Origin of the sequence: Fusobacterium sp. (assembly GCF_019012925.1) — a bacterium.
GTDB lineage: Bacteria > Fusobacteriota > Fusobacteriia > Fusobacteriales > Fusobacteriaceae > Fusobacterium_A.
The window spans coordinates 1-21,053 of record NZ_JAGIRL010000044.1; the positions used below are offsets into that span (position 1 = coordinate 1).

Here is a 21,053-nt window from a genome sequence, read left to right on the forward strand (position 1 = left end):
ATTGTTTTGTATCTTTAGGTAAACAATATCCACCATATCCAAATGAAGGATTGTTATAGTGCATTCCAATTCTTGGATCTAAACATACTCCATTTATTATCTCTTGAGTATTTAATCCCTTCATCTCTGCATATGTATCTAGTTCGTTAAAATAACTTACTCTTAAAGCTAAATATGTGTTAGAAAATAGTTTTACTGCTTCTGCTTCTGTAAATCCCATAATAAGTGTTTCGATATTCTCTTTAATAGCTCCCTCTTGCAGTAATTCAGCAAATTCATAGGCTTTTTTTGTTAATTCTTCATCATTTTTATCTGTTGAAACTATAATCCGTGAAGGATATAGATTATCATATAAAGCTTTTGATTCTCTTAAAAACTCTGGACTAAATATTATATTCTTAGTATTATATTTTTTTCTTACTGATTCTGTATATCCTACTGGAATAGTAGATTTTATTACCATAATTGCATTAGGATTTACTTTTAAAACTGTTTCTATTACATTTTCTACTGCTGAAGTATCAAAATAATTTGTTTTAGAGTCATAATTAGTAGGTGCTGCGATTATTACAAATTCAGCTTCTCTATATGCTGTTTCTCCATCCAATGTTGCTACCAAATCTAACTCTTTAGTTACTAAATACTCTTCAATATAATCATCTTGAATAGGTGATTTTCTATTATTTATCATCTCTACTTTTTCTGGAATAATATCTACTGCTATAACTTTATGGTGTTGAGATAAAAGTACAGCTATTGATAACCCCACATATCCTGTTCCTGCTACTACTATATTTTTTTTCATTTTTCACCTCTTCATATTTTTTATTTCTAAAACTTCTTTTTTAAATTTATTTAAAATATATTCTCCATAACTAGTTTCAATAATTGATACAATTAAAAATGATAGAATAGTTGCATATGCTGCACCTACAATACCAAATTTGGGAACAAATAAAATATCAAACCCTATATTTAAACTAGCTTGAATTATATTGATAATTTGTAAAAAACTATATTTTTTAAAGCAATTATAAATTAAAATATTAAATACAGTAAAGTATTTTAATAAACTTTCAATAGTCAATATGATTAATGGAATTATAGCCCCAACATATGATACTCCATAAAAAGAAATTATAATTTTTTTTGCTAAAAAAATAACAATCACATGTGGAATAATTAAAATTCCAACTAAGATAAATCGGTCTTTTTTAAAAATACTGTTTAATATATCTATATTTTTTTCTTTTATAGCTTTAACCACTTGCGGAGCAAAATAATTACTAAAAAGATATGAAAATGCAGCCATTCCCATAAATAATTGATATGAAATATTATATATCCCTACTTTTTCAACTCCTAAATAATGTTTTATTACTAAATTATCTCCAAAATTTATTAAATATAAACCTGAAAAACCAAATAATTGCCAAAAACCAAATGATAAAACTTGTTTAAATATTTTTTGGTCAAATATAAACTTTCCAAAATCTTTTTTATTTATTTTTAATAGCCAAATTAATCCTGATAACTCTGCAACTATTGAAAAAATCAGCATTTTTTTTAATGTCATATTTATTATAAAAAGTAAAAATAATGTCACAATCTTAGTTGTAAGAGTTACTAATATTGAAATTTCTCTTTTTTCAATAGCTAAAAAATAAGAAGATAAGTAATCAGTAAAAATTCTTATTGTCATCCAAATAAAAATATATATACTAACTTTTTCTGTTAAGTAGTTATTTATTTTATTTTGAAAATAGATAAATAGAATAACTATTATTGAATAAGAAATAACTAATATTATATTTCGTGACCAAAAAGTTCTATTTAATGAGCCATACTTTAATTTTTCTTCAACTCCAAAATACATTAAACTTGAAGAAGTCCAAGAAAATCCAAATATAACTAACATTCCCAAAATCGTAAGAATTAAAGTATAAACTCCATATTCATAATTAGTTAATTTTTTTACTATAATTAAAGTTAATAAAAAAGCTAATCCCATATCAGACATCTTGAATAGAATATACCTAATTAAATCTAGTTTTTCTTTAATTAAATTTATACACTTATTTAATTTCATTTTTATTCCTTAATTCTTTTTGTTTCCATAACTCTCCAAATTTATAATTCCATTCTTCTGGAATAAAAGTTCCAAAACCACTCGCAGGACAAAAAGTCAATTCACCAAAATAAATTTCACCATCAATATTATATAAATCAACCCTAACAAAATCAAAATTTTGAGATAATCTACTTGCTATCCTTTTCATTTCATCAAAATTCTGAGGTATTTTTTCCTCTAACTCAGAATTCTTTTCTTTAGGATTTATTGGATTTACTAAACCTATAAAATTTTGCTTTTGCCAATTCATATCATAAAAATCTATAGTTTCTTCTGTAGTTCTATTTTTTATTACTTGACAATACTTAACCTCTCCATTAAAGCAAAAAAACTTATAATCTTTTAAGTCTTTTTCTCCTTTATTCTTTAAAAATTTTTCTACTATTATTTTTCTTGGGACATCACTATAATATTTTTCCATGGACAAAACTCCATAATCTATTTTCAATTGATTATTTAATTCTTTTATTATCTCTTTTTTATTTACTTTATTTTTATCTTTTACTATTTGTACAGGACCACTATTATGATTAGCTTTTGCTACAAAAGAGTTTGGTAATTTTTCCCATTGTTCTTCTGTTAATTTATCTGTTACTAAATATAGTGGAATTAAGTATTCTTCCCCTATTTTTTCTTTGACATATTCCCTTACTCTATATTTATCTGCACAAATTGAGTATAAAGGATTATTATCATATAGTTTTCTAAATTGTATTTTTTGATTAAATGTTTCTGGGTTTCTATTGAAATCTATTTCATAACCTAAGTTATCTTTAAATTTTTTCTTTATATATTTTTCTTTCTCTTTATTTTTAAAATATTTATATTCAAATATTTTTTCTTTTAATTTCATTCTAAAATATTCTAACTTTAGTTTTTTTAATATTTTTCTAATTTTTTCTTTCATTTTTATTCCTTTCTTAACTTCAAACAACTTATTATATATTTAGTAATTTTCTTGTAGCAGGATAAAATAAAACAAATATATGATAAACTTGGATTAAAATTAAAAATATATTTTTTTGTTTTATCCTTAAATAAATATCTCCTAACAAAATAGGAATGAAAATATTAGAATAGTATATTAATCTACTTGGTAATAATTTAAAATTAAGAAAAAAAGTCAATATTATTATCATATAAAATAATACAAATAATATTTTTTTTATATTTAAGTCTCTTTTTTTTAATTTCATAAAAATATAAAATAATAATAAAATTATATACTTTAAATAGAAACTTTTATTTGTTGAAATTTCATAAAAATACCTATACACTTTAGGAATATTTAATAAAAATTTTATTGATATTATTCCTAATATAAATGATAATATATATATTACTATTTCTATTTTTAAACTCATCTTCTTATAAATTTTAAAATATAATGCTATCCATAAAGGTAAAAAAAATACTAAAGTTGTATGAAAACTTATCCCTAAAATTAAATATGCCAATGATAATTTACTTTTATCACTCTTAATTAAAAGACTAAGAGATATTAGTAAAAATCCACCTGCTAATGATTGCCTTAAGATATTTATACTTCCAAATAAGAATGTTGAATTAAAAATAAATATCCAAATTACTAGATCTCTCATATCTTTCTCTTTATATAAAATTTTATATCCCATAAAATATAAAAACATATTTAAAAGTGAAAGGGTTATTATGTATAGTCTTGTTGAAAATTTAAGTTCATATAAAATTTTCCCTAAATATTTAAATCCTTTTTCTGAAAAATATCCTCCATGACCAGTTTGATATTCCCTTATATAATTCACTGTATCTGTTATATAAAAATCTCTAAATCCTAAATAAATTGCAAAAAGAAATATTCCTATTATAAATATATTTTTTTTATTTTTTATACATAAGTAGAATAAAAATAATTCTATAATTACAAAAAAATTAATTGAATAATACATTTAATAGCTACTAATATCCTCCTTTTAATATATTTTTCAACATTTTTTCCCACTGATAACATATAATTCTACAATCCATTTGCCTTACCCTTTTTTTACTAACTTCCCCCATTTTTTTTAAACTACCAGCCATTTCTTTGGAAACTATTTTACAAATAGCTTCAGTCATCTTATCTATTTTTCCAACTGGTACTATAATCCCATTTTTTTCATCAATTAGTTCTGTTGCCGCTCCTGAAAAAAAATTTGTTGAAATTATTGGAAGTTCTGCATCCATTGCCTCTAGCATTACATTAGGAAGTCCTTCATAATCTGAACTTAATATAAAGGCTTTTGCATTTTCTAAATAATATCTTGTATTTTTTTTTCTTCCTAATAATTTTATTTCACTCTGCATATTTTTTTTTCTTATCTCATACTCTAACTCTTTTCGTTGCGGTCCTTCTCCTATAATGTATAATTTTTCTTTTATGTTTTTTTGTTGTTTTGCTTTAAAAAAAGCTTCTATCAACATTTTAAAATTTTTCTGTTTATCTAATCTTCCGATTGATATTAAAAATTTTTTCTCTGTATACTCCTTTCTTGATTTTTTTTGTATTATTATTGGATTTTTTATTATACATGTTTTTTTTATTCCTTTATTTTTGTACCAAGTGCTAACTTTTTTAGTCTGACAAATAAGCATATCTGATTTTTTATAAATAATATTCAATATTAACTTCTCTAAAAAATTTCTTCTCACTGGATCATTTCTTTCTGATACAATCCACTTAAAACTTTTCTTTATGGAAAAAACTAAAAAATCTGCTTTAGGTAAAAATGAAATAATAATATCTGGTGTAGTTTCTTTTATTGTTTTTTTTAATAATTTTCTTTGTCTTTTATAATTATAAATATAGTTATAAATTTTTTCTAATTTACTTCTTTTTGCTGTTTTTATCCCAGCTTCAAATATAGCTATATTTCTATCAACTTCATATTTTTCAATAGATGAAGACTCCATAAGAAAAATACTAACTTGATTATTTTGGAAAAAACTATTTGCTAAAATCGTAGCTACTCTCTCTGCTCCACCATTTCCAAGAGTTGGTATAACAATTATTATTTTCATTTAATATTATCTCCTCGTGTTTCTTAAAAATCTTTTATAAATTAAATATTGTACTTTTATAGGTAGCAAATACATTACCATTTGTGCTAGTATAACTATTAAATAGTCCCCAAAAGTTGAATATCCCGTTTTCCAAAATTTTTTAATTGTCTCAATATATGACTTGGTATTTTCCCAACTTTTTCTTCTTTTTGCCAAATCTTCATTAGCTCTAAAATATAATAAAGATTCTCCTATATTTTCTGCTTTACATCCTGAAAATAACATCCTTCCAAACAAATCAACATCTTGATTCCTTTTTAAATCACTATAACCTTTATTTTCAAGAACTTTACTTTTTCTATACATTACAACAGGATGATTAAATGCTGACCTTCTTCTTCCAAATTTATAAATATCTTGAAACTCTATTGGAACTACTCTGGTAGATTCTATTTTATCTATTGATGTATAAAACTCATCAACCCATGCTCCTACTATTGATAATTCTGGTTTTATATTAAATCTCTCAATTTGCTTTCTACATCTATCTTTCTTAGATATATCATCTGTATCCATTCTTGCTACTAATTCATTTCTACAGTGTTCTAATCCAAAGTTAAGTGCTAATCCTAATCCTCTATTTTTTTCATATCCTACAATGTTAAATAATTTCGGATATTTTTTTGTATATTTATCTAAAATATCTTGTAACTCATCAGTTATTGGTCCATCTTTTACAATAACAATCTCATCCGGCATCAAGGTTTGCTCTACCATACTTTTAATTGCTAGATCTAAATATTCTGGCTTTTCTTTTATATATAAAGACATCAATACACTATATTTTTCCATTTTTTTCCTCTTATAAAAGTTTTTTTGCTTCTTCTTGTTTTTTATCATATTCTTCTTGTGTTACTTTCTTATTTTGAAGTAGCCAATCTCCAAAATCCATATCAGATACTGTTCCTTCTCTAACTACATCTGAACGTTTTAAAACTTTTTCTATAGTTTTAAATATTATCTTTACATCATTCATAAAGGTAATATCTTTTATATAAATTAAGTCATATTCAAATTTTTGTTCCCAAGTAATATTATTTCTTCCATTAATTTGAGCTAAACCTGTTAATCCTGGACTAACATTGTGTCTTTTTCTTTGTTCTGTCGACATAAATACCATATCTCTCACAAGTTGTGGTCTAGGACCTACTATACTTAAATCTCCACATAAAATATTTAATAATGAAGGTAACTCATCAAGAGAAGTACTTCTTAAAAACTTGCCATAAGAATTTAATCTTACATTATCAGGTAAAAGATTTCCTTCTTTATCTTTAGCATTTGACATAGTTCTAAATTTGATAAGTTTAAATATTTTTTCTTGATTAGTCTTTAAATCTTTTTTCCCTGGTCTTGGCTGACAAAAGAATGGATTCCCTTTCATAGCTATTAATCCTACTACTGATAAAATAATAAGTAATGGTGAAAATACTATTATTGCTATTAGTGAAAGTGTAAAATCCATTACCCTTTTTAAACAGTTTTTATATATCTTCATTCCTTCACCTATTCAAAACAACTTCTAATTATCTCTATAATTATCTCTTGTTCTTCCTTTGTCATCTTATTATCACTTGGTAAGCATAGTCCTCTTTGGAATATATCCATTCCTACATCCAATGGTTTTCCATCTTTTCCTAAAGCTCCACCAGATATATAGGCATTAGTTTTTGCTCTACCATTTCCCTCTCTAGTTACAAATCCATTCATTCTATAGATTGGTTGCATATGCATTGGTTTCCAAATAGGACGTCCTTCTGCATTATATTTTGCCAATGTTTCCAATATTTCAGTTGGACAAGTTTTCCCTTCCTCTTTAATATAAGCTACTTCACTCTCTCCACGAACTTGTTTACACATAGCTTCTTCATCTATCAACATACAACTCAACCAATAGTTTGGTACTGAATTTTCTTCATCAAAAGGATTCATCTTTACTGGTAATCCTTTAAATCCCTCTTTATACCTCTCATATATAGCTTTTTTCTGTGCTATATGCTCATCTAAGTATGGGAACTGTCCTCTTACTACTCCTGCAATAACATTACTCATTCTATAGTTATAACCAGTCTCTTCGTGTTGGTACCAAGGAGCATTTTCTCTTGCTTGCGTTGACCATTTTCTAACTTTTTCTGCTGCGTCTTTATCATTAGTAAGTAACATTCCACCTGATGATCCTGTTATTATCTTATTTCCATTAAAGCTAATACAGTTATACTCTCCAAAATTTCCTGTCTCTTTTCCTTTATAACTTGCACCTAAAGATTCTGCTGCATCCTCTATTATTATTGCTCCATATTTATCACACACTTTTTTTATCTCATCTATCTTTCCAGGCACTCCATATAGGTGTGCTACAACTACTACTTTTACCTCTGGATAAATTTCAAAAGCTTTCTCTAAAGCAACTGGATCCATATTCCAAGTCTCATACTCTGTATCTATATATATTGGTATTCCACCTTCATATACCACAGGATTTACTGTTGCACAAAAAGTCATATCTGAACAGAATACCTTATCTCCAGGTTTTACTCCTGCTAATTTAACTGCCAAATGTAAAGCTGCTGTTCCTGCTGACAAGGCTACCGCATAATTACAACCTACCTTTTCAACAGCCATTCTCTCTACTTCGTTAATATTTTTTCCAACAGTGGACATCCAGTTTGTTTCATAAGCTTCTGTTATATACTTAAGTTCCTCACCGTGCATAGTTGGAGAGCTAAGCCAGACTTTGTTTTCAAATGGTTTAAATCTACCTTCATCCTTAAACATCTATCTTCTCCTCCTGAATATTTTAATTTTTGTAATTAACTTCCTTATACGACACTACCAACTCTTTCATTACCTCTTTTATATGCTCTATGCTTGGGTTATGAGTACACTCTTCTAATTTTTCAAAGAATTCTGTAATATCCACACTATTTCCATCCTCTATCTTAGTTATAAATATCTTCTTATTCTCTGTTTTAATTGCAGAGTTTACATCATATAGTAGCTCTTCATATAGTTTCTCCCCTGGTCTAAGTCCAATTATATCTATTCCTACATCAGCATTAGATAATTTTATCATTGTCTTAGCTAGGTCATATATTTTTATAGGTTTTCCCATATCTAGTATAAATATTTCTCCACCATTACCTATAGCACCAGCTTCAATTACAAGTTGTGCTGCTTCAGGTATAGTCATAAAATATCTTGTTATATCTTTATGAGTAAGTGTTAGATTCTTTCCTTCCTCTAGTAATTTCTTAAATATTGGAATTACTGAACCATTACTTCCCAACACATTTCCAAATCTTACTGCCATAAACTTAGTATTCTTAGCAATAGCATTCATATGTTCTATTACAAGTTCACAAGCTCTTTTACTTGCTCCCATTAGGTTAGTAGGATTTACAGCCTTATCTGTAGAGATAAGTACCATTCTTTCTACTCCATACTTATCTGCACACTCTGCCACTTTCTTAGTTCCAAATATATTATTCTTTATAGCTTCCTCTGGGTTATGTTCCATAAGAGGTACATGTTTATGAGCAGCTGCATGGAATACCACGTTTGGTCTATACTTATCAAATAGGAATTCTAGCTTCTCTTTCTCTCTAATATTACATATCTCTGATACAAAATCTAAGTTAGGATATTTTCTCTTTAGCTCCAACTCTAAGAAATACAGATCATTTTCATTAACATCTATAGCTACAAGTTGCTTAGGATTAAATTTTGCTATCTGTCTTGCTAGTTCTGATCCTATACTTCCAGCTCCACCAGTTACAAATATTCCTCTACCTTCAATCAGTCCTCTAATGCTTCCATCATTAATTACTATCTCATCTCTTCCCAATAGATCCTCTATCCTTATATTTCTAAGTTGAGTAGCAAGAGATTTACTATCTAATATTTCAGATATACTTGGTACTGTTTTAATATTTACATCTCCAATCTCTTGTACCTTCTCTACTATCTCTCTTATCTCCTTACTCTGTACTGAAGGCAGAGCTAGTAAAAGTTCTTCTATTCTTTCATTCTTTATTATTAACTCTAGAGAGTCTTTATTTCCCAATACTCTAATGTTATATATCTCTGTTCCAATCTTTTTACTATCATCATCAATAAATCCAATTATCTCATATGGAAACTTAGGATTTGTCATAAACTCTCTAGCTAGTACTACTCCAGCTTCTCCAGCACCATATATCAAAGTTCTCTTAGTATCTCCTATCATCTTATGATGGTTTCTATAGTATCTCTTCAAACGGAAGAAATATCTTCCTAATAGTTGGAAAGACACAGATAGAATAAGAGTTATTATCAATGTTGAAACTGGATAAGAATGATCCTTATTTATATACATAAAAATAGTGAAAACAGCTCCAGTTATCCCATTTAATACCAAAAGATTTAAAACATCTAAGATATTGGTATAGCTCCAGCTTTTCTCACTCATTCTCTTATATATATATCCAATCAAAAATACTCCAAGGTAAGTAATAATATACTCTTTTTTTATTCTCTCATACCATTCAAAGTCATACTTCAACATAAATGACAAAACCATTCCTAAGACTATACTTCCACTATCTATTAAAAACTTAACACTGTTTCTCTTATTTATAATTTGAGGAGTATATCTCTCATCTTTTCTAAATGATACTTTCTTAAATACTCTATATATCAACATCTGAAAAATCGAAAATACTAAAAAAATTGTAAATATCTCTATATTCTTGTAGAAGAATAGAAATATTACAAATATTAATGTATTTACAAAAACAGAGTGATATTTTGGCTTTCTTGTAAACTGTAAATTATCAGTTAAGTAATAGAATAGCAATAGAATAAAGAATAGACCATATGCTGCTGTATTCATACTGAAATCACTAAATGAAAATATAGTTTGATAGAGTACAAACAACAAAACTGAATAAATTATCTGTAGTTTCATATATAACCCCTTTAAAATTTTTACTACTTTTCTTAATAATGAAATTAAAATGACAAAATATACCAATATACTGTATTTTTTGTCACTCCATCCATTATATTTTATTATATAATACTCTCTTTCGACCTTAAAGTCAAACATTATTATTTTTATTAGTGTTCATATACATAAAAAGCTAATTAGATCAACTCCAATTAGCTTACTTTTCTATACTCTCATAGCACTTTCATAACCATGTTGTAACAATCTATCAAACTCCTCTTCACTTGGTTTTCTCAAATTAGTTGGATAGTTTTCTGCCCACTTACACTCTCTTTCACTCAAGTTATTTCTACTCTTTCTATCACAGCTTCTTCCTATTCTTATATATACACCTGCCCCCTCTTTCTCTATATACTCTCTATAGAATTTAGAGTTGAGATTATCCACCTGCTCCATTGAGATATCCAGTAATCTTTTAATAGCCTTTGTTCTTGTAAATATACTCTTTCCATAGTTTACAAATCCTCTATTCCCTGCACCTGCATCACTTACTATATAATAATTCAACTCTCTTTTCTCCCTCAATATATTTTCAAATATCGGTTCCAATCCCAGATTGTCATAGATACCTCCATCCCACAGATGTAGTTTTCCTCTACTTGGCTCTACTCTCTTCTCTCCATATCTATCATACCACTCATATCTCTCTCTTTTCAGTTCGTACATTCCTATCAAGATTGGAAATCCTGATGAAGCTGAAACGGCATCAGCTATATTTACATCATCACCGTAGAAATATCCCAACTGATCATCACCACACCTCTCTTGAGAAAAGAAAAATCTCTTTCCACTCTCATAGGTCACTGCATTTATATCCCACACAGGAGATTGAGCTAACTCTCCTAACTTACCATCTATTCTCCAGAAGAGCTTCATTGTCTTAGCAAGTTTTTTAGATTTGCTATCAAATATATGTAGAATATCTATGACACTTCTCAATATCAACCTTCTCTCTATATCCTCTTTTATCAATATCTTCCTTATACTTGGTAGCACTCTCACAAGGTACTCCTCACTTGTTGGCCATCTCATATTATTGTTCGTATACATAAAAGCTACAGATATACTCCCACCTGAAACTGTTGAGATATACTCTATCTTCTCCAATAGTTTTTTCTCTGCTAGATACTTTATCACTCCCAAATGAAATATTATAGCCCTCATTCCACCACCTGATAGTGCCAAGCCTATCCTAAGTCCACTCCTTCTCATCTTACCACCCCTTTTGAGAAAAAAGGATAGGATTAACTCCTACCCTTTTCTTTTGATTCTATTGTGCTGGATTTTTCTCTAAATAGTACTCATAGGCTACTATCAGATCTTTATACTTAGCAATTGTTGCAAGTGAAGCATTCTTAGATTTCATTTTTTTCTCTACATCTGCTTTCCACTCATCATAGCTTGTAAAGTTTGTTCCCTCTGGTAGTGGTTTTGACTCTGCTACTAAATCTCCAATCTCTTTTAATGCTGCTGTATAGTTTTGTAGATCATTCTCAATTGCTGCCTCTCTCTTTACACTGTTTCTCATTTTCTCAACTTCTTTTTGAACTGTTACTTGTACTGACATAATGTTACCTCCATCTAATTTTTTTATTCCTTGGTGGCCCCCTTTGGATATATATATGATACTATTTTTTAGTATTATTAGACAGAGCATTAATATCAACTACTATTAACTATTGGAAAAACTTTATAATCAGAAATTATTATATATTTGTCCTCTTGAGCCAACTGCTATAACACTAACTACTTTTATTTCTCCATTAACTAGCTTATAAATAACTCTATAATCATTTATTCTCATTCTGTAAAGATCTTTATAAGACTTCATAGCTTTTATATCAATATTTTGATTGCTAAAATGATAATAATTTTTAATATTTTCAATAAATTTTTCATAAACTTTTCTATGTTTAGAAAAAAATTTATCTGCAACTTTAGTCACTTCCAAAGAAATATTCTCTGTAATCTTTATCATAATTTAATAGTTTCCTTTTTAACAATTTTTAAATCATCATCATTAAGCTCATTTAGAAGTTCTACTAACTCTCTTTCCTCTTCTTCATCACAATAAGGAACACTAGACATTCTAACCATAAAATCAGATTTTTTTATATCAAGCTCTTTTTTTATAGCATTTCTAATAAACTCAGAACAAGATATATTAAATATTTCAGCTACTTTTTTAATATCTAAATATAAATCCTCTTCCAATTTCAAACTCATTGTTTTAGACATATTTCTCACCCTCTTTAATTTCTAGCAGTATTACCGTATTATTGTATTACTATATTTTGATTATATCATAGTTTTTTATAAAAAACTATAGTATAATTAAAATATTATATTGACTTTAGATAATTTTTAAGAAGGTGAATTATGAAAAAATTAAAAGCATATAAAAAAAGTAAAGATAGTATTAATGTTAACAAGAAAAAAATACCTTTTGAAATTGATTCTGACCCATTTTATTCCAAAAAAAATTTAGAAAGATTAAAAAAATCTATTGAAAAATTAGAAAAAACTATATGAAAAGAAAGAGAGATACTACACATCTCTCTTTCCAATTTATTTATTCCAAAGCTATTAATCTTGAAGCTACTACATACTTAACATCTTTTAGTTTTATTAAAATATCTTCAATAGCTAGTTTTATATCTGAAATATCCAATGATATTATCACAGAAGCTACATCATTGATAGGTATATTCTGGTTGATAGTTATGATATTACACTCCATAGAGTATAGAAAATTCAATATCTCTGACAAAGCTCCCTTTTTATCTTCAACCATAATTGAGATCAAAGCCTTTCTTCCCACATTCCCATCTGAAGGTAAAAACACATAATCTTTATATTTATAGTAAGTACTTCTACTTATACCAACTACTTTTACAGCCTCACTTACATTCTGATACTTTCCATCTCTCAATAGATTTCTTACCTCTATTACTTTCTCAAAATACTCTGGAACTATGCTTTTATCAACTATTAAATATTTTCCTACCATATTACCTCCAACTTCATCATTATTAATTAGAGTATATCCTTTAACCTAAAGTTTGTCCATCAAAAAATAAAAAAATACTTGCATTTGAACTCTCTTTATGATATATTGTTCTCTATACAGAAACAATTGTTTTCAAAATAGAGACATAGGAGTGGGAACAATGAAAGAAATTTATAATAAATGGATAGAGATAAGTTTGATTAAGAGGGTTATAGTGGGTATATTATTAGGTATACTTCTAGTTACTGTAGCACCTGACAAGGCTAGTGGTATAGCTATCTTAGGAGATATATTTGTGGGAGCATTGAAAGCTGTTGCTCCTGTGCTTGTTTTTTTCTTAGTTGTAGCTGCTGTAATTCAGCATAAAGAGGGACAGAAGAGTAATATGAAATCTATAGTTTCTCTATATCTACTTGGAACACTTTTAGCTTCTATAGTTGCTGTAGTTGCCAGTTTCTTATTTCCAGTAGATCTTATATTACAAGCTGGTGAGAGTGCTATTGCACCTCCTGAAAATATATATGGAGTTTTAAAATCACTTTTAATGAATCTTGTAGACAATCCTCTAAATGCTATTTTGAGAGGAAATTACATAGGAATACTATTCTGGAGTATACTCTTTGGAATATTTTTGAAGAGTGGAAAAGAGAGCACAAAACAAGCTATTGTGGATATATCTGAAGCTATTTTAAAAGTTGTAAAAACTGTGATTGAGTTTGCTCCATTTGGTATAATGGGTCTTATATTTAACTCTATGCGTACTAATGGATTTTCTAGTCTATTAATATATGGTAAATTGATACTTCTACTATTGGGAGCTATGGCTTTTGTAACTTTTATAGTAAATCCTGTTATAGCTTGGGTTATGATTAGACAAAATCCCTTTCCTTTAATAATGAAGTGTTTGAAATATAGTGGAATGACTGCTTTTTTCACTAGAAGCTCTGCTGCAAACATTCCTGTTAATATGAGTCTTTGTGAAGAGCTTGGATTGGATAAAGATGTTTACTCTGTATCTATTCCACTTGGTGCTACTATCAATATGGGTGGAGCTGCTATTACAATCTCTATATTCGCCCTAAGTGCTGCACATACTTTGGGTATACAGATAGATATATTCTCAGCTATACTTTTAAGTGTATTGTCTGCAATCAGTGCCTGTGGTGCTTCTGGAGTAGCTGGTGGATCTTTACTACTTATCCCTCTAGCTTGTAGCTTATTTGGAATCCCAAATGAAATAGCTATGCAGGTAGTTGGAGTTGGTTTTATTATTGGTGTTATACAAGATTCTTGTGAAACAGCTCTCAACTCATCTACTGATGTATTATTCACAAGTTTAGCTGAATACTACAACTGGAGAAAAGAAGGAAGAGCAATCCTTATATAACTAAAGAATAGAAAAAAGACAAGGGATGCAACCTTGTCTTTTATGTTTTGTATTTTTAAAAAATCTATGATATAATTCAATTAATCAATATAAGAATAGTCAACAGGAACAAAGAGAAGTATGCCAGTATCTCTCTTTTTATATTTAACTTCATACTCCTTTTGTGTATAATTCATATTCACTCAAGTCACAATCATCATTCCAAGATATTCCATATCCACCTGTATCTACTTTTACATTTTTAAAAATAGAATAGTCTTTTAATATTGAAAAATCTTCATATTTAAAATTAGGTTTGAAATCATATATTTTAACTTCTTCATTATTAAAAATAACTTTTAATATATAGTCTTCAAATACTTCTACTTCCTTTATTTTTGGATATTTCATAAATTTCACCTCTCTATCTACTTTAGCTCAGGTAATTTTTTAAAATCTTTTGTTTCCCACATTTTTAATAATTCACTTTGATATTGTTTACTCCATTCTTGGATTAATTTTAAAGCTCGTACTGGTAAATCCCCTTCAAGCATTTCAAGTGTTTTCAAATCTATTACTCCATTATATTCTCCATAAATAGCGTGTAAATGAGGTGGTAAATGATCATTAAAATACATTTTAATAACTATTCCATAAAATCTACAGATTACTGGCATATTATCACTCCTTTGCTCAATATTTTTAATAGTATTTAAAAGAAAACCTCTCTAGCTTTTTGTTTTACCTCTTGAGAAGCAATAAATGGAACTCTTGTAGTGTAACCTTTATTGGCAGCCACATACTTTTTAAATGGCCACTCAAATATCTCTCTATTCCAAACTCCTATATTATCATTGTATACTTCTCTAGCAGCAGTAATCTCTCTTTGAAGATAGATATTTTGTTGCATTGCATCTCTCAACTCTCCATGACTCTTAAGATCTGGATAGTTTTCAACAGCTATATTTAGCCCCTTGTATACTCTATCCAACTGTCCTTGAACCTCATTTCTATCCATATCTTTTATATTTCCACTTCTAAATTTAGCTATATCTGCAAATACACTCTTATCTAAATCAATTGCTTTTTCAACTAATTTAGCAGTATTTTGTAATACTACAACTCTTTGCTCCAAATAGTTATCAATTTGAGAAGCACTCTGTTGCACTCTTTGCTCCAACTGATTAAAGTATGACTCCTGTTTCTTTAAGTTGCTATATACAATTACTGGAATTATTATTCCAACAGGAATAGCATAGTATATTTTTGACATAACACCGAATACTATCAAGCCCAATCCCAATAGATACAATACCCAGATCAATACCTGAATACTTGAATCCTTTTCCACTTGTATCTGCTTAGCTATAACATTGACATCTCTACCCTGCTCTCTAATCTCTTCATCCATTTCATTTAACATATTAGCCATAGTAAAACCTCCTATTACCCCTTTATAATTCTTTTCAATATTTTATCACATTTCACTTCATCTGTATCATTAAATATTGCAAAAATATTGTTCTTATATGCAAATCTCTTATTTTCAGTAGATTCTATAAAGCCATTATCAATTGAGTCCTCAAACTCTTTCTCTCTCATATTTATTCTCTTTAATTCCATCTTACCTGTAGCAGTTAGAGGTACATAATCTATCCAATCCACTGGTACATAGTATCTCTTTCCATCTCCAGCATATTTAGGTATATACTCTGTTCTTGTTACCTCTTTATATGAATTGGCTACAACCTGTACTAGGTCTACATCATCTTTTGTTCCAATTGTATTAGTTTTCAAAATTGATTGTGTAGTAGTCTCTGGATGAGCAAATACCCTATCTCCAAGTAAGTTTGCCATCATCTCAGAAGTATATGGGTTATAGTTGTAGTTAAACTCATTTCCATAGATATAATCCTGTGATTTATGCTGATGATATATAGGTATTGTCAATATAGGTAGGAATAATCTATAGAAGTTACTGAAATATTTTTTGTTTATATCAAAAAACTTCTCTGATATTCTATCATATGAGAAATCTCTATAGTAAGATCTCTCTATATTTAGAGGCCAATCTCTATCATTAGAAACATTGTTCAATCTGTTGATCTTGTAGTAACTAAAGTCATCTCCAAAATCTGTATCCTTAAGTAGTTCAACCATATTTCTTTGAGCTATTGGGGTGAACAGTACTCTGAATTCCACCTCATTATCTCTATCAAAAGCACCAAACAGAGCATCAAATTCCAAGTTTCCCATCTCTAAGAAGCCTGTTCCCTTCTGTATAGCCTTCTCACTCATCTTTTTAACATCTTTCTGAAGCTTTTTAGAGTATTTTTCCAATTTTCTAGGCTTTAACTTATGAATGAACTGTGGTTCTCTAGTAAAAGTTAGATGTTCAGCAGCATCATTACCATAGATCAAGTTGATCGTACTCTCAAATATCTGTTTAGGTCTAATTATACTTGCTACCAGTGTCTCTGTCACTGTTCTTGACTTTCTCTCACCATTCTCTGTGTAGTATTCAGTCCAAGATACAGTTAAAGATCCTGTATACTCTTGATCTACAACCCTATTACGAACTTTTTTACTGATTATAAAGGGATTTCCCAAGATCTCTCCTGAGATTATATCTGTAACTGAAAGATTATCATTTAATTTTGCTGGCATTCCAAAGTTAGTTACAAGGTTGGCATATCTATCCAACTTAAAATCCTTGTCTAATGTCAAAGTGGGTATTAGCTCTGTTATTACATCATTTGACATATTGTCATCAAACAGATTGAGTAGTGGTTCAACCTGTGAGTAACACTCCTCTTTTTTCTCTTTTAGTATAGTTGTCAAATGCACTATTGTATCATTCAAACTTCTCTTCTTATCTCTAATATATTTTAGATTTATGTATAGGAGAGTTATTAAAAGTAGACCCATCCAAGTAGTTCTTATTCCTATCTCCTTTATACTCTCTTTTTTAGCCATAAGATCTCTTAAATGCTGGACATTAATGAACTCTGACAAAATCAGATAAGCTATTCCTATTCCTATGACCATTGAGAGCCTACCCAACCATTTTAGCTTACTCTCATTCTTACTCTTAGCATCTAAATTTCCATTGTACTCTTTTACAGATTTTCTGTTTGCCTCAATATCTATATTGGATCTATTCAACAGATTCTCAAAGACTGAGGTGATCCTCTCTAGATACTTTCCAGCCAACTCATCCTTATAGTATTTTACTGGTTCCAATAGTTTTTCTTGCTCGTCTACAAAGTCCATAAAATCTCTCCTATACTCTTCGTCTTTTATTTTCCTATATATGCAAAAATGCCAAAGAGAATCTATCTCCTTAGCATTTTTATTTTAACATATTTATTTATTTTGAGCCAACTCTTTTTTGAAAATTCCGTTTAGGATAAGTGCTAATGCTCCATCTCCAACTACGTTACAAGCAGTACCAAAACTATCTTGTAAAGCGAATATTGTAAGCATTAAAGCAACTCCACTATCATCAAATCCAAGAACAGATATGATAATTCCTAATGAAGCCATTACAGTTCCTCCTGGTACTCCAGGTGCTCCAACTGCAAATATTCCTAAAAGAATGATGAATAATACCATAGTTCCCATAGCTGGTAATTGTCCATAAAGTACTTGTGATACAGTCATAACAAAGAAGATCTCAGTTAAAACTGATCCACATAGGTGTACAGTTGATCCTAATGGAATTGCAAAGTTTGCAATATCATCATCTAAAACTTTAGATTTCTTAGCACAGCTTAATGCCACTGGTAAAGTAGCTGCTGATGACATTGTTCCAACTGCTGTTAAGTATGCTGGTCCATAGTGCTTTAATAGGCTGAATGGATTCTTTCCAGATACTGCTCCAGCTATACTATATAGTACTGTAAGCCAGATGAAGTGTCCTATTAAAACTATGATAACAACTTTTAAGAATACTGGTAATTGCTTAGTTATTCCACCCTCATAAGCTAATGTTGCAAATGTAGAAGCTATGAAGAAAGGTAGTATAGGAATGATGATAGCATAAACAAGTTTTAACATTATGTTGTTAAACTCATCTAATAATCTTTCAAAATTCTCTGATTTTGTCCAAACAACTGCAAGTCCTAAAAATAGTGCTAATACTAGTGCTGACATAACTGAGAATACAGGTGGTATCTCAACTTTAAAGATCATCTCTGGTAACTCTTTTAATCCCTCAACAGTTGAAACTATATTTAATTTTGGAATTAAAGTGTATCCAGCAACCATAGAGAACAATGCTGCCCCTACAGATGAGAAGTAAGCTAATAGTAACATTACCCCTAGCATCTTACTAGCATTAGATTTCATTTTAGTAATAGCTGGTGCTATAAATCCTAAGATGATTAATGGTACAGTAAAGTTAATTAACTGTCCAAGTACAAATTTAATAGATTGGATTACTCCAATTACAGATTCGTTACAGTATAACCCTATAACAAGTCCTACTATAACCCCTAAAATTAGCTTAACAATTAAGCTATCTTTCATTTTAGCCATATAAATGTGCCTCCTTAATATATTTTTAATTTTGTTGCCCTAAACATATACTTTATTTGTTGACAAAAATTGGTTTAGTTTATTATACCAAACTTTTTTTATAATTGCTACAATTTATTTTAAAGAGCTTTTAAAATTCTACTAAGTTGATCAGGACAAGAAGTACCCCTTACTCCACAGTTGATCCCCTCTAGTTTCTTTATAACTACATCTTTGTGTAATCCTAAGATAAGATTTTGAAGTCCTTGAGTATTCCCATCACAACCACCACAAAACTCTATTTCAGTTATGATTCCGTTCTCATCAAGTTCTACTCCTATCTCTTTAGCACAAATCTTTTCAGTCTTATAGTATTTCATCTATTCCTCCAGTTATTCTAATTTATCTACATTGAGCAGAATAGTCCTCCTCCAACTCCTAGAGGTAGTCCTAACATAAACCACACTATCAATAGAAGTATCCATCCTATTAAGAATGCTATTGAGTATGGTATCATAAGTGATATTAGAGTTCCTATACCACTCTTCTTATCATACTTTTGAGCAAATGCCACTATCAATGGGAAGAATGGCATAAGTGGTGCTATTACGTTTGTACATGAATCTCCAACTCTGTATGCTGCTTGAGTCAATTCTGGTGAGAATCCTATTCTCATAAACATAGGTACAAATATTGGAGCCATAATAGCCCATTTAGCAGAGTCAACTGCTATAAATATATTTATAATAGCTGTCATTACTATGAATGCAAATATTAATGGTATTCCTACAAATCCTGTATGCTGTAAAAATTCAGCTCCCTTTACTGATAGTATTATTCCTAAGTTTGAATAGTTGAAAAATACCACAAATTGAGCTGCAAAGAATATAAGCACCATAAATCCAGATAGGTTGTTTATAGATTTTGTCATAAGCTCTATAACATCTTTATCTGATTTTATCTTTCTTGATCCTATTCCGTAGAATATACCAGGTATCATAAAGAATAGAGACATTAAAAATACTATTCCAGTCATAAATGGTGAACGTAATAACTCACCTGTTTGAGGATTTCTTAATAGAGCATTTTCAGGTATAACTAGTAGACCTACAACTATTAAGAATACTACTAAACTTATTAGTGCAAACTTCATTCCTCTCTTTTCATCCAGTGAGATATCATTTACACTGATCTTCTCTTCAGATACATATTCACCTAGTCTTGGCTCTATTATCTTCTCAGTAACTAAAGTTCCTACAAAAGTTATTAAGAATGTTGAAGCAACCATAAAGAACCAGTTTCCTGTTGGTAACACAGTGTATGTTGGATCGATCATTCTAGCTGCCTCTGTAGACATTCCTGCAAATACAGGGTCATTTGTTCCTATTAAAAGGTTGGCACTCCATCCTCCAGAAACTCCAGCAAATGTTGCTGCAAGTCCTGCAATTGGGTGTCTTCCAAAACTCATAAACAGTATTGCTCCCAAAGGAACTAGCATAACATATCCAGTAGATGAAGCTACGTTTGACATGATTCCTAAAAAGATGATTGTAGCAGTTACAGCTCTTTTAGGTGTTACAGCAACTATCTTTTTCAAAACAGCTTCCATAAATCCAGAACCATCAGCAACTCCAACCCCCATAATTATAGTAAATACTGTTCCTAACGCTATAAAGTTAGTAAAGTTTTTAATTACAGATGTGTACATAAATCTCAATCCATCAGCAGATAGTAAGTTTACAGCCACAGTCTCTTGTGTTATCAATGATTTAGTAGCAGTGTCATAAGTTTCATAAGAAACTTTTAACCCCGATTTTGCTGCTAACCAAGAGATAACAACTAATATTAATGTAAATATTATAAACATTGTAGTTGGATGAGGTAGAGCATTACCTACCTTCTCCACCTTATCCAATGCTTTTAATATGAACCCTTCTCTATTTTTTTGATCTTTTCCCAT

General features: G+C 29.1%; 23 protein-coding genes. 2 read left to right on the forward strand and 21 right to left on the reverse strand.

What is annotated here, in order from left to right; translation table 11 throughout:
* The 13 genes from QZ286_RS07940 to QZ286_RS07995 all read right to left on the reverse strand — a co-directional run.
* The coding region (locus QZ286_RS07940; protein WP_291256425.1) for a nucleotide sugar dehydrogenase at positions 1-805 on the reverse strand (805 nt) is incomplete at its 3' end.
* A gap of 3 nt (positions 806-808) precedes the next feature.
* Positions 809-2,089, reverse strand: coding sequence for an oligosaccharide flippase family protein (locus QZ286_RS07945; protein WP_291256426.1), 1,281 nt, complete (start codon positions 2,087-2,089; stop codon positions 809-811).
* Complete coding sequence (locus QZ286_RS07950; protein WP_291256427.1) at positions 2,076-3,038, reverse strand: ATP-grasp fold amidoligase family protein; 963 nt, start codon at positions 3,036-3,038, stop codon at positions 2,076-2,078. Before QZ286_RS07950 ends, QZ286_RS07945 begins: the two co-directional genes overlap by 14 nt.
* A gap of 31 nt (positions 3,039-3,069) precedes the next feature.
* Positions 3,070-4,059 (reverse strand): EpsG family protein, encoded by a 990-nt coding sequence (locus QZ286_RS10315; RefSeq protein ID WP_367243733.1) that lies wholly within the window; start codon positions 4,057-4,059, stop codon positions 3,070-3,072.
* Positions 4,060-4,069: 10 nt separating this feature from the next.
* Positions 4,070-5,170: a glycosyltransferase gene (locus QZ286_RS07955; protein WP_291256428.1), complete on the reverse strand. Its 1,101-nt coding sequence runs from the start codon at positions 5,168-5,170 to the stop codon at positions 4,070-4,072.
* Between the two features lie 6 nt (positions 5,171-5,176).
* Positions 5,177-6,004 (reverse strand): glycosyltransferase, encoded by an 828-nt coding sequence (locus QZ286_RS07960; RefSeq protein ID WP_291256429.1) that lies wholly within the window; start codon positions 6,002-6,004, stop codon positions 5,177-5,179.
* A gap of 10 nt (positions 6,005-6,014) precedes the next feature.
* Complete coding sequence (locus QZ286_RS07965) at positions 6,015-6,710, reverse strand: sugar transferase (RefSeq protein WP_291256430.1); 696 nt, start codon at positions 6,708-6,710, stop codon at positions 6,015-6,017.
* An 8-nt stretch (positions 6,711-6,718) separates the two neighbouring features.
* Complete coding sequence (locus tag QZ286_RS07970; RefSeq protein ID WP_291256431.1) at positions 6,719-7,987, reverse strand: aminotransferase class V-fold PLP-dependent enzyme; 1,269 nt, start codon at positions 7,985-7,987, stop codon at positions 6,719-6,721.
* A gap of 22 nt (positions 7,988-8,009) precedes the next feature.
* A complete protein-coding gene (locus tag QZ286_RS07975; protein WP_291256432.1) occupies positions 8,010-10,157 on the reverse strand; it encodes a polysaccharide biosynthesis protein in 2,148 nt (715 codons plus the stop codon).
* A 207-nt stretch (positions 10,158-10,364) separates the two neighbouring features.
* On the reverse strand, positions 10,365-11,411 hold the full coding sequence (locus QZ286_RS07980) for a patatin-like phospholipase family protein (RefSeq protein WP_291256433.1): 1,047 nt from the start codon (positions 11,409-11,411) through the stop codon (positions 10,365-10,367).
* 58 nt (positions 11,412-11,469) lie between these two features.
* The gene (locus QZ286_RS07985; RefSeq protein WP_291256434.1) at positions 11,470-11,766 is read right to left on the reverse strand and encodes a hypothetical protein; all 297 of its coding nucleotides are present in this window, start codon (positions 11,764-11,766) and stop codon (positions 11,470-11,472) included.
* A 129-nt stretch (positions 11,767-11,895) separates the two neighbouring features.
* A complete protein-coding gene (locus tag QZ286_RS07990) occupies positions 11,896-12,177 on the reverse strand; it encodes a type II toxin-antitoxin system RelE/ParE family toxin (RefSeq protein ID WP_291256435.1) in 282 nt (93 codons plus the stop codon).
* Complete coding sequence (locus tag QZ286_RS07995) at positions 12,174-12,437, reverse strand: hypothetical protein (RefSeq protein ID WP_291256436.1); 264 nt, start codon at positions 12,435-12,437, stop codon at positions 12,174-12,176. The genes QZ286_RS07990 and QZ286_RS07995 overlap by 4 nt, the downstream gene beginning before the upstream one ends.
* Positions 12,438-12,578: 141 nt before the next feature.
* Between QZ286_RS07995 and QZ286_RS08000 the strand changes: the two genes are divergently transcribed.
* Entirely contained in the window at positions 12,579-12,731 is a 153-nt protein-coding gene (locus QZ286_RS08000) for a hypothetical protein (RefSeq protein ID WP_291256437.1), read from the forward strand.
* A 40-nt stretch (positions 12,732-12,771) separates the two neighbouring features.
* On the opposite strand, the gene QZ286_RS08005 is transcribed toward QZ286_RS08000, so the two are convergent.
* Positions 12,772-13,209, reverse strand: coding sequence for an ACT domain-containing protein (locus tag QZ286_RS08005; protein WP_291256438.1), 438 nt, complete (start codon positions 13,207-13,209; stop codon positions 12,772-12,774).
* Positions 13,210-13,369: 160 nt separating this feature from the next.
* On the opposite strand from QZ286_RS08005, the gene sstT reads away from it, so the two are divergent.
* Positions 13,370-14,596: a serine/threonine transporter SstT gene (gene sstT, locus QZ286_RS08010; protein WP_291256439.1), complete on the forward strand. Its 1,227-nt coding sequence runs from the start codon at positions 13,370-13,372 to the stop codon at positions 14,594-14,596.
* 150 nt (positions 14,597-14,746) lie between these two features.
* Here the strand turns inward: sstT and QZ286_RS08015 are convergent, their stop codons facing one another.
* The 7 genes from QZ286_RS08015 to QZ286_RS08045 form a co-directional block, all read right to left on the reverse strand.
* Positions 14,747-14,986: a DUF2442 domain-containing protein gene (locus QZ286_RS08015; protein ID WP_291256440.1), complete on the reverse strand. Its 240-nt coding sequence runs from the start codon at positions 14,984-14,986 to the stop codon at positions 14,747-14,749.
* A gap of 17 nt (positions 14,987-15,003) precedes the next feature.
* On the reverse strand, positions 15,004-15,252 hold the full coding sequence (locus tag QZ286_RS08020; RefSeq protein ID WP_291256441.1) for a DUF4160 domain-containing protein: 249 nt from the start codon (positions 15,250-15,252) through the stop codon (positions 15,004-15,006).
* 35 nt (positions 15,253-15,287) lie between these two features.
* Complete coding sequence (locus QZ286_RS08025; RefSeq protein ID WP_291256442.1) at positions 15,288-16,007, reverse strand: LemA family protein; 720 nt, start codon at positions 16,005-16,007, stop codon at positions 15,288-15,290.
* Between the two features lie 14 nt (positions 16,008-16,021).
* Positions 16,022-17,848 (reverse strand): MAG1210 family protein, encoded by a 1,827-nt coding sequence (locus tag QZ286_RS08030; RefSeq protein WP_291256443.1) that lies wholly within the window; start codon positions 17,846-17,848, stop codon positions 16,022-16,024.
* 93 nt (positions 17,849-17,941) lie between these two features.
* On the reverse strand, positions 17,942-19,114 hold the full coding sequence (locus QZ286_RS08035) for a dicarboxylate/amino acid:cation symporter (protein ID WP_291256444.1): 1,173 nt from the start codon (positions 19,112-19,114) through the stop codon (positions 17,942-17,944).
* Between the two features lie 119 nt (positions 19,115-19,233).
* A complete protein-coding gene (locus tag QZ286_RS08040) occupies positions 19,234-19,473 on the reverse strand; it encodes a TIGR03905 family TSCPD domain-containing protein (RefSeq protein WP_291256445.1) in 240 nt (79 codons plus the stop codon).
* A 26-nt stretch (positions 19,474-19,499) separates the two neighbouring features.
* The gene (locus QZ286_RS08045; RefSeq protein WP_291256446.1) at positions 19,500-21,053 is read right to left on the reverse strand and encodes an AbgT family transporter; all 1,554 of its coding nucleotides are present in this window, start codon (positions 21,051-21,053) and stop codon (positions 19,500-19,502) included.

Excerpts from the sequence above, each read along its gene's own strand:
- QZ286_RS08035 (WP_291256444.1), bottom strand. The coding sequence starts at position 19,114 with ATGGCTAAAATGAAAGATAGCTTAATTGTTAAGCTAATTTTAGGGGTT.
- QZ286_RS07990 (WP_291256435.1), bottom strand. The coding sequence starts at position 12,177 with ATGATAAAGATTACAGAGAATATTTCTTTGGAAGTGACTAAAGTTGCA.
- QZ286_RS08020 (WP_291256441.1), bottom strand. The coding sequence starts at position 15,252 with ATGCCAGTAATCTGTAGATTTTATGGAATAGTTATTAAAATGTATTTT.
- QZ286_RS07995 (WP_291256436.1), bottom strand. The coding sequence starts at position 12,437 with ATGTCTAAAACAATGAGTTTGAAATTGGAAGAGGATTTATATTTAGAT.
- QZ286_RS07950 (WP_291256427.1), bottom strand. The coding sequence starts at position 3,038 with ATGAAAGAAAAAATTAGAAAAATATTAAAAAAACTAAAGTTAGAATAT.
- QZ286_RS07955 (WP_291256428.1), bottom strand. The coding sequence starts at position 5,170 with ATGAAAATAATAATTGTTATACCAACTCTTGGAAATGGTGGAGCAGAG.
- QZ286_RS08025 (WP_291256442.1), bottom strand. The coding sequence starts at position 16,007 with ATGGCTAATATGTTAAATGAAATGGATGAAGAGATTAGAGAGCAGGGT.
- QZ286_RS07945 (WP_291256426.1), bottom strand. The coding sequence starts at position 2,089 with ATGAAATTAAATAAGTGTATAAATTTAATTAAAGAAAAACTAGATTTA.
- QZ286_RS08045 (WP_291256446.1), bottom strand. The coding sequence starts at position 21,053 with ATGGGAAAAGATCAAAAAAATAGAGAAGGGTTCATATTAAAAGCATTG.
- QZ286_RS08030 (WP_291256443.1), bottom strand. The coding sequence starts at position 17,848 with ATGGACTTTGTAGACGAGCAAGAAAAACTATTGGAACCAGTAAAATAC.
- QZ286_RS08040 (WP_291256445.1), bottom strand. The coding sequence starts at position 19,473 with ATGAAATACTATAAGACTGAAAAGATTTGTGCTAAAGAGATAGGAGTA.
- QZ286_RS08000 (WP_291256437.1), top strand. The coding sequence starts at position 12,579 with ATGAAAAAATTAAAAGCATATAAAAAAAGTAAAGATAGTATTAATGTT.
- QZ286_RS07970 (WP_291256431.1), bottom strand. The coding sequence starts at position 7,987 with ATGTTTAAGGATGAAGGTAGATTTAAACCATTTGAAAACAAAGTCTGG.
- QZ286_RS08005 (WP_291256438.1), bottom strand. The coding sequence starts at position 13,209 with ATGGTAGGAAAATATTTAATAGTTGATAAAAGCATAGTTCCAGAGTAT.
- QZ286_RS07985 (WP_291256434.1), bottom strand. The coding sequence starts at position 11,766 with ATGTCAGTACAAGTAACAGTTCAAAAAGAAGTTGAGAAAATGAGAAAC.
- QZ286_RS07960 (WP_291256429.1), bottom strand. The coding sequence starts at position 6,004 with ATGGAAAAATATAGTGTATTGATGTCTTTATATATAAAAGAAAAGCCA.
- QZ286_RS10315 (WP_367243733.1), bottom strand. The coding sequence starts at position 4,059 with ATGTATTATTCAATTAATTTTTTTGTAATTATAGAATTATTTTTATTC.
- QZ286_RS07975 (WP_291256432.1), bottom strand. The coding sequence starts at position 10,157 with ATGAAACTACAGATAATTTATTCAGTTTTGTTGTTTGTACTCTATCAA.
- QZ286_RS08015 (WP_291256440.1), bottom strand. The coding sequence starts at position 14,986 with ATGAAATATCCAAAAATAAAGGAAGTAGAAGTATTTGAAGACTATATA.
- sstT (WP_291256439.1), top strand. The coding sequence starts at position 13,370 with ATGAAAGAAATTTATAATAAATGGATAGAGATAAGTTTGATTAAGAGG.
- QZ286_RS07980 (WP_291256433.1), bottom strand. The coding sequence starts at position 11,411 with ATGAGAAGGAGTGGACTTAGGATAGGCTTGGCACTATCAGGTGGTGGA.
- QZ286_RS07965 (WP_291256430.1), bottom strand. The coding sequence starts at position 6,710 with ATGAAGATATATAAAAACTGTTTAAAAAGGGTAATGGATTTTACACTT.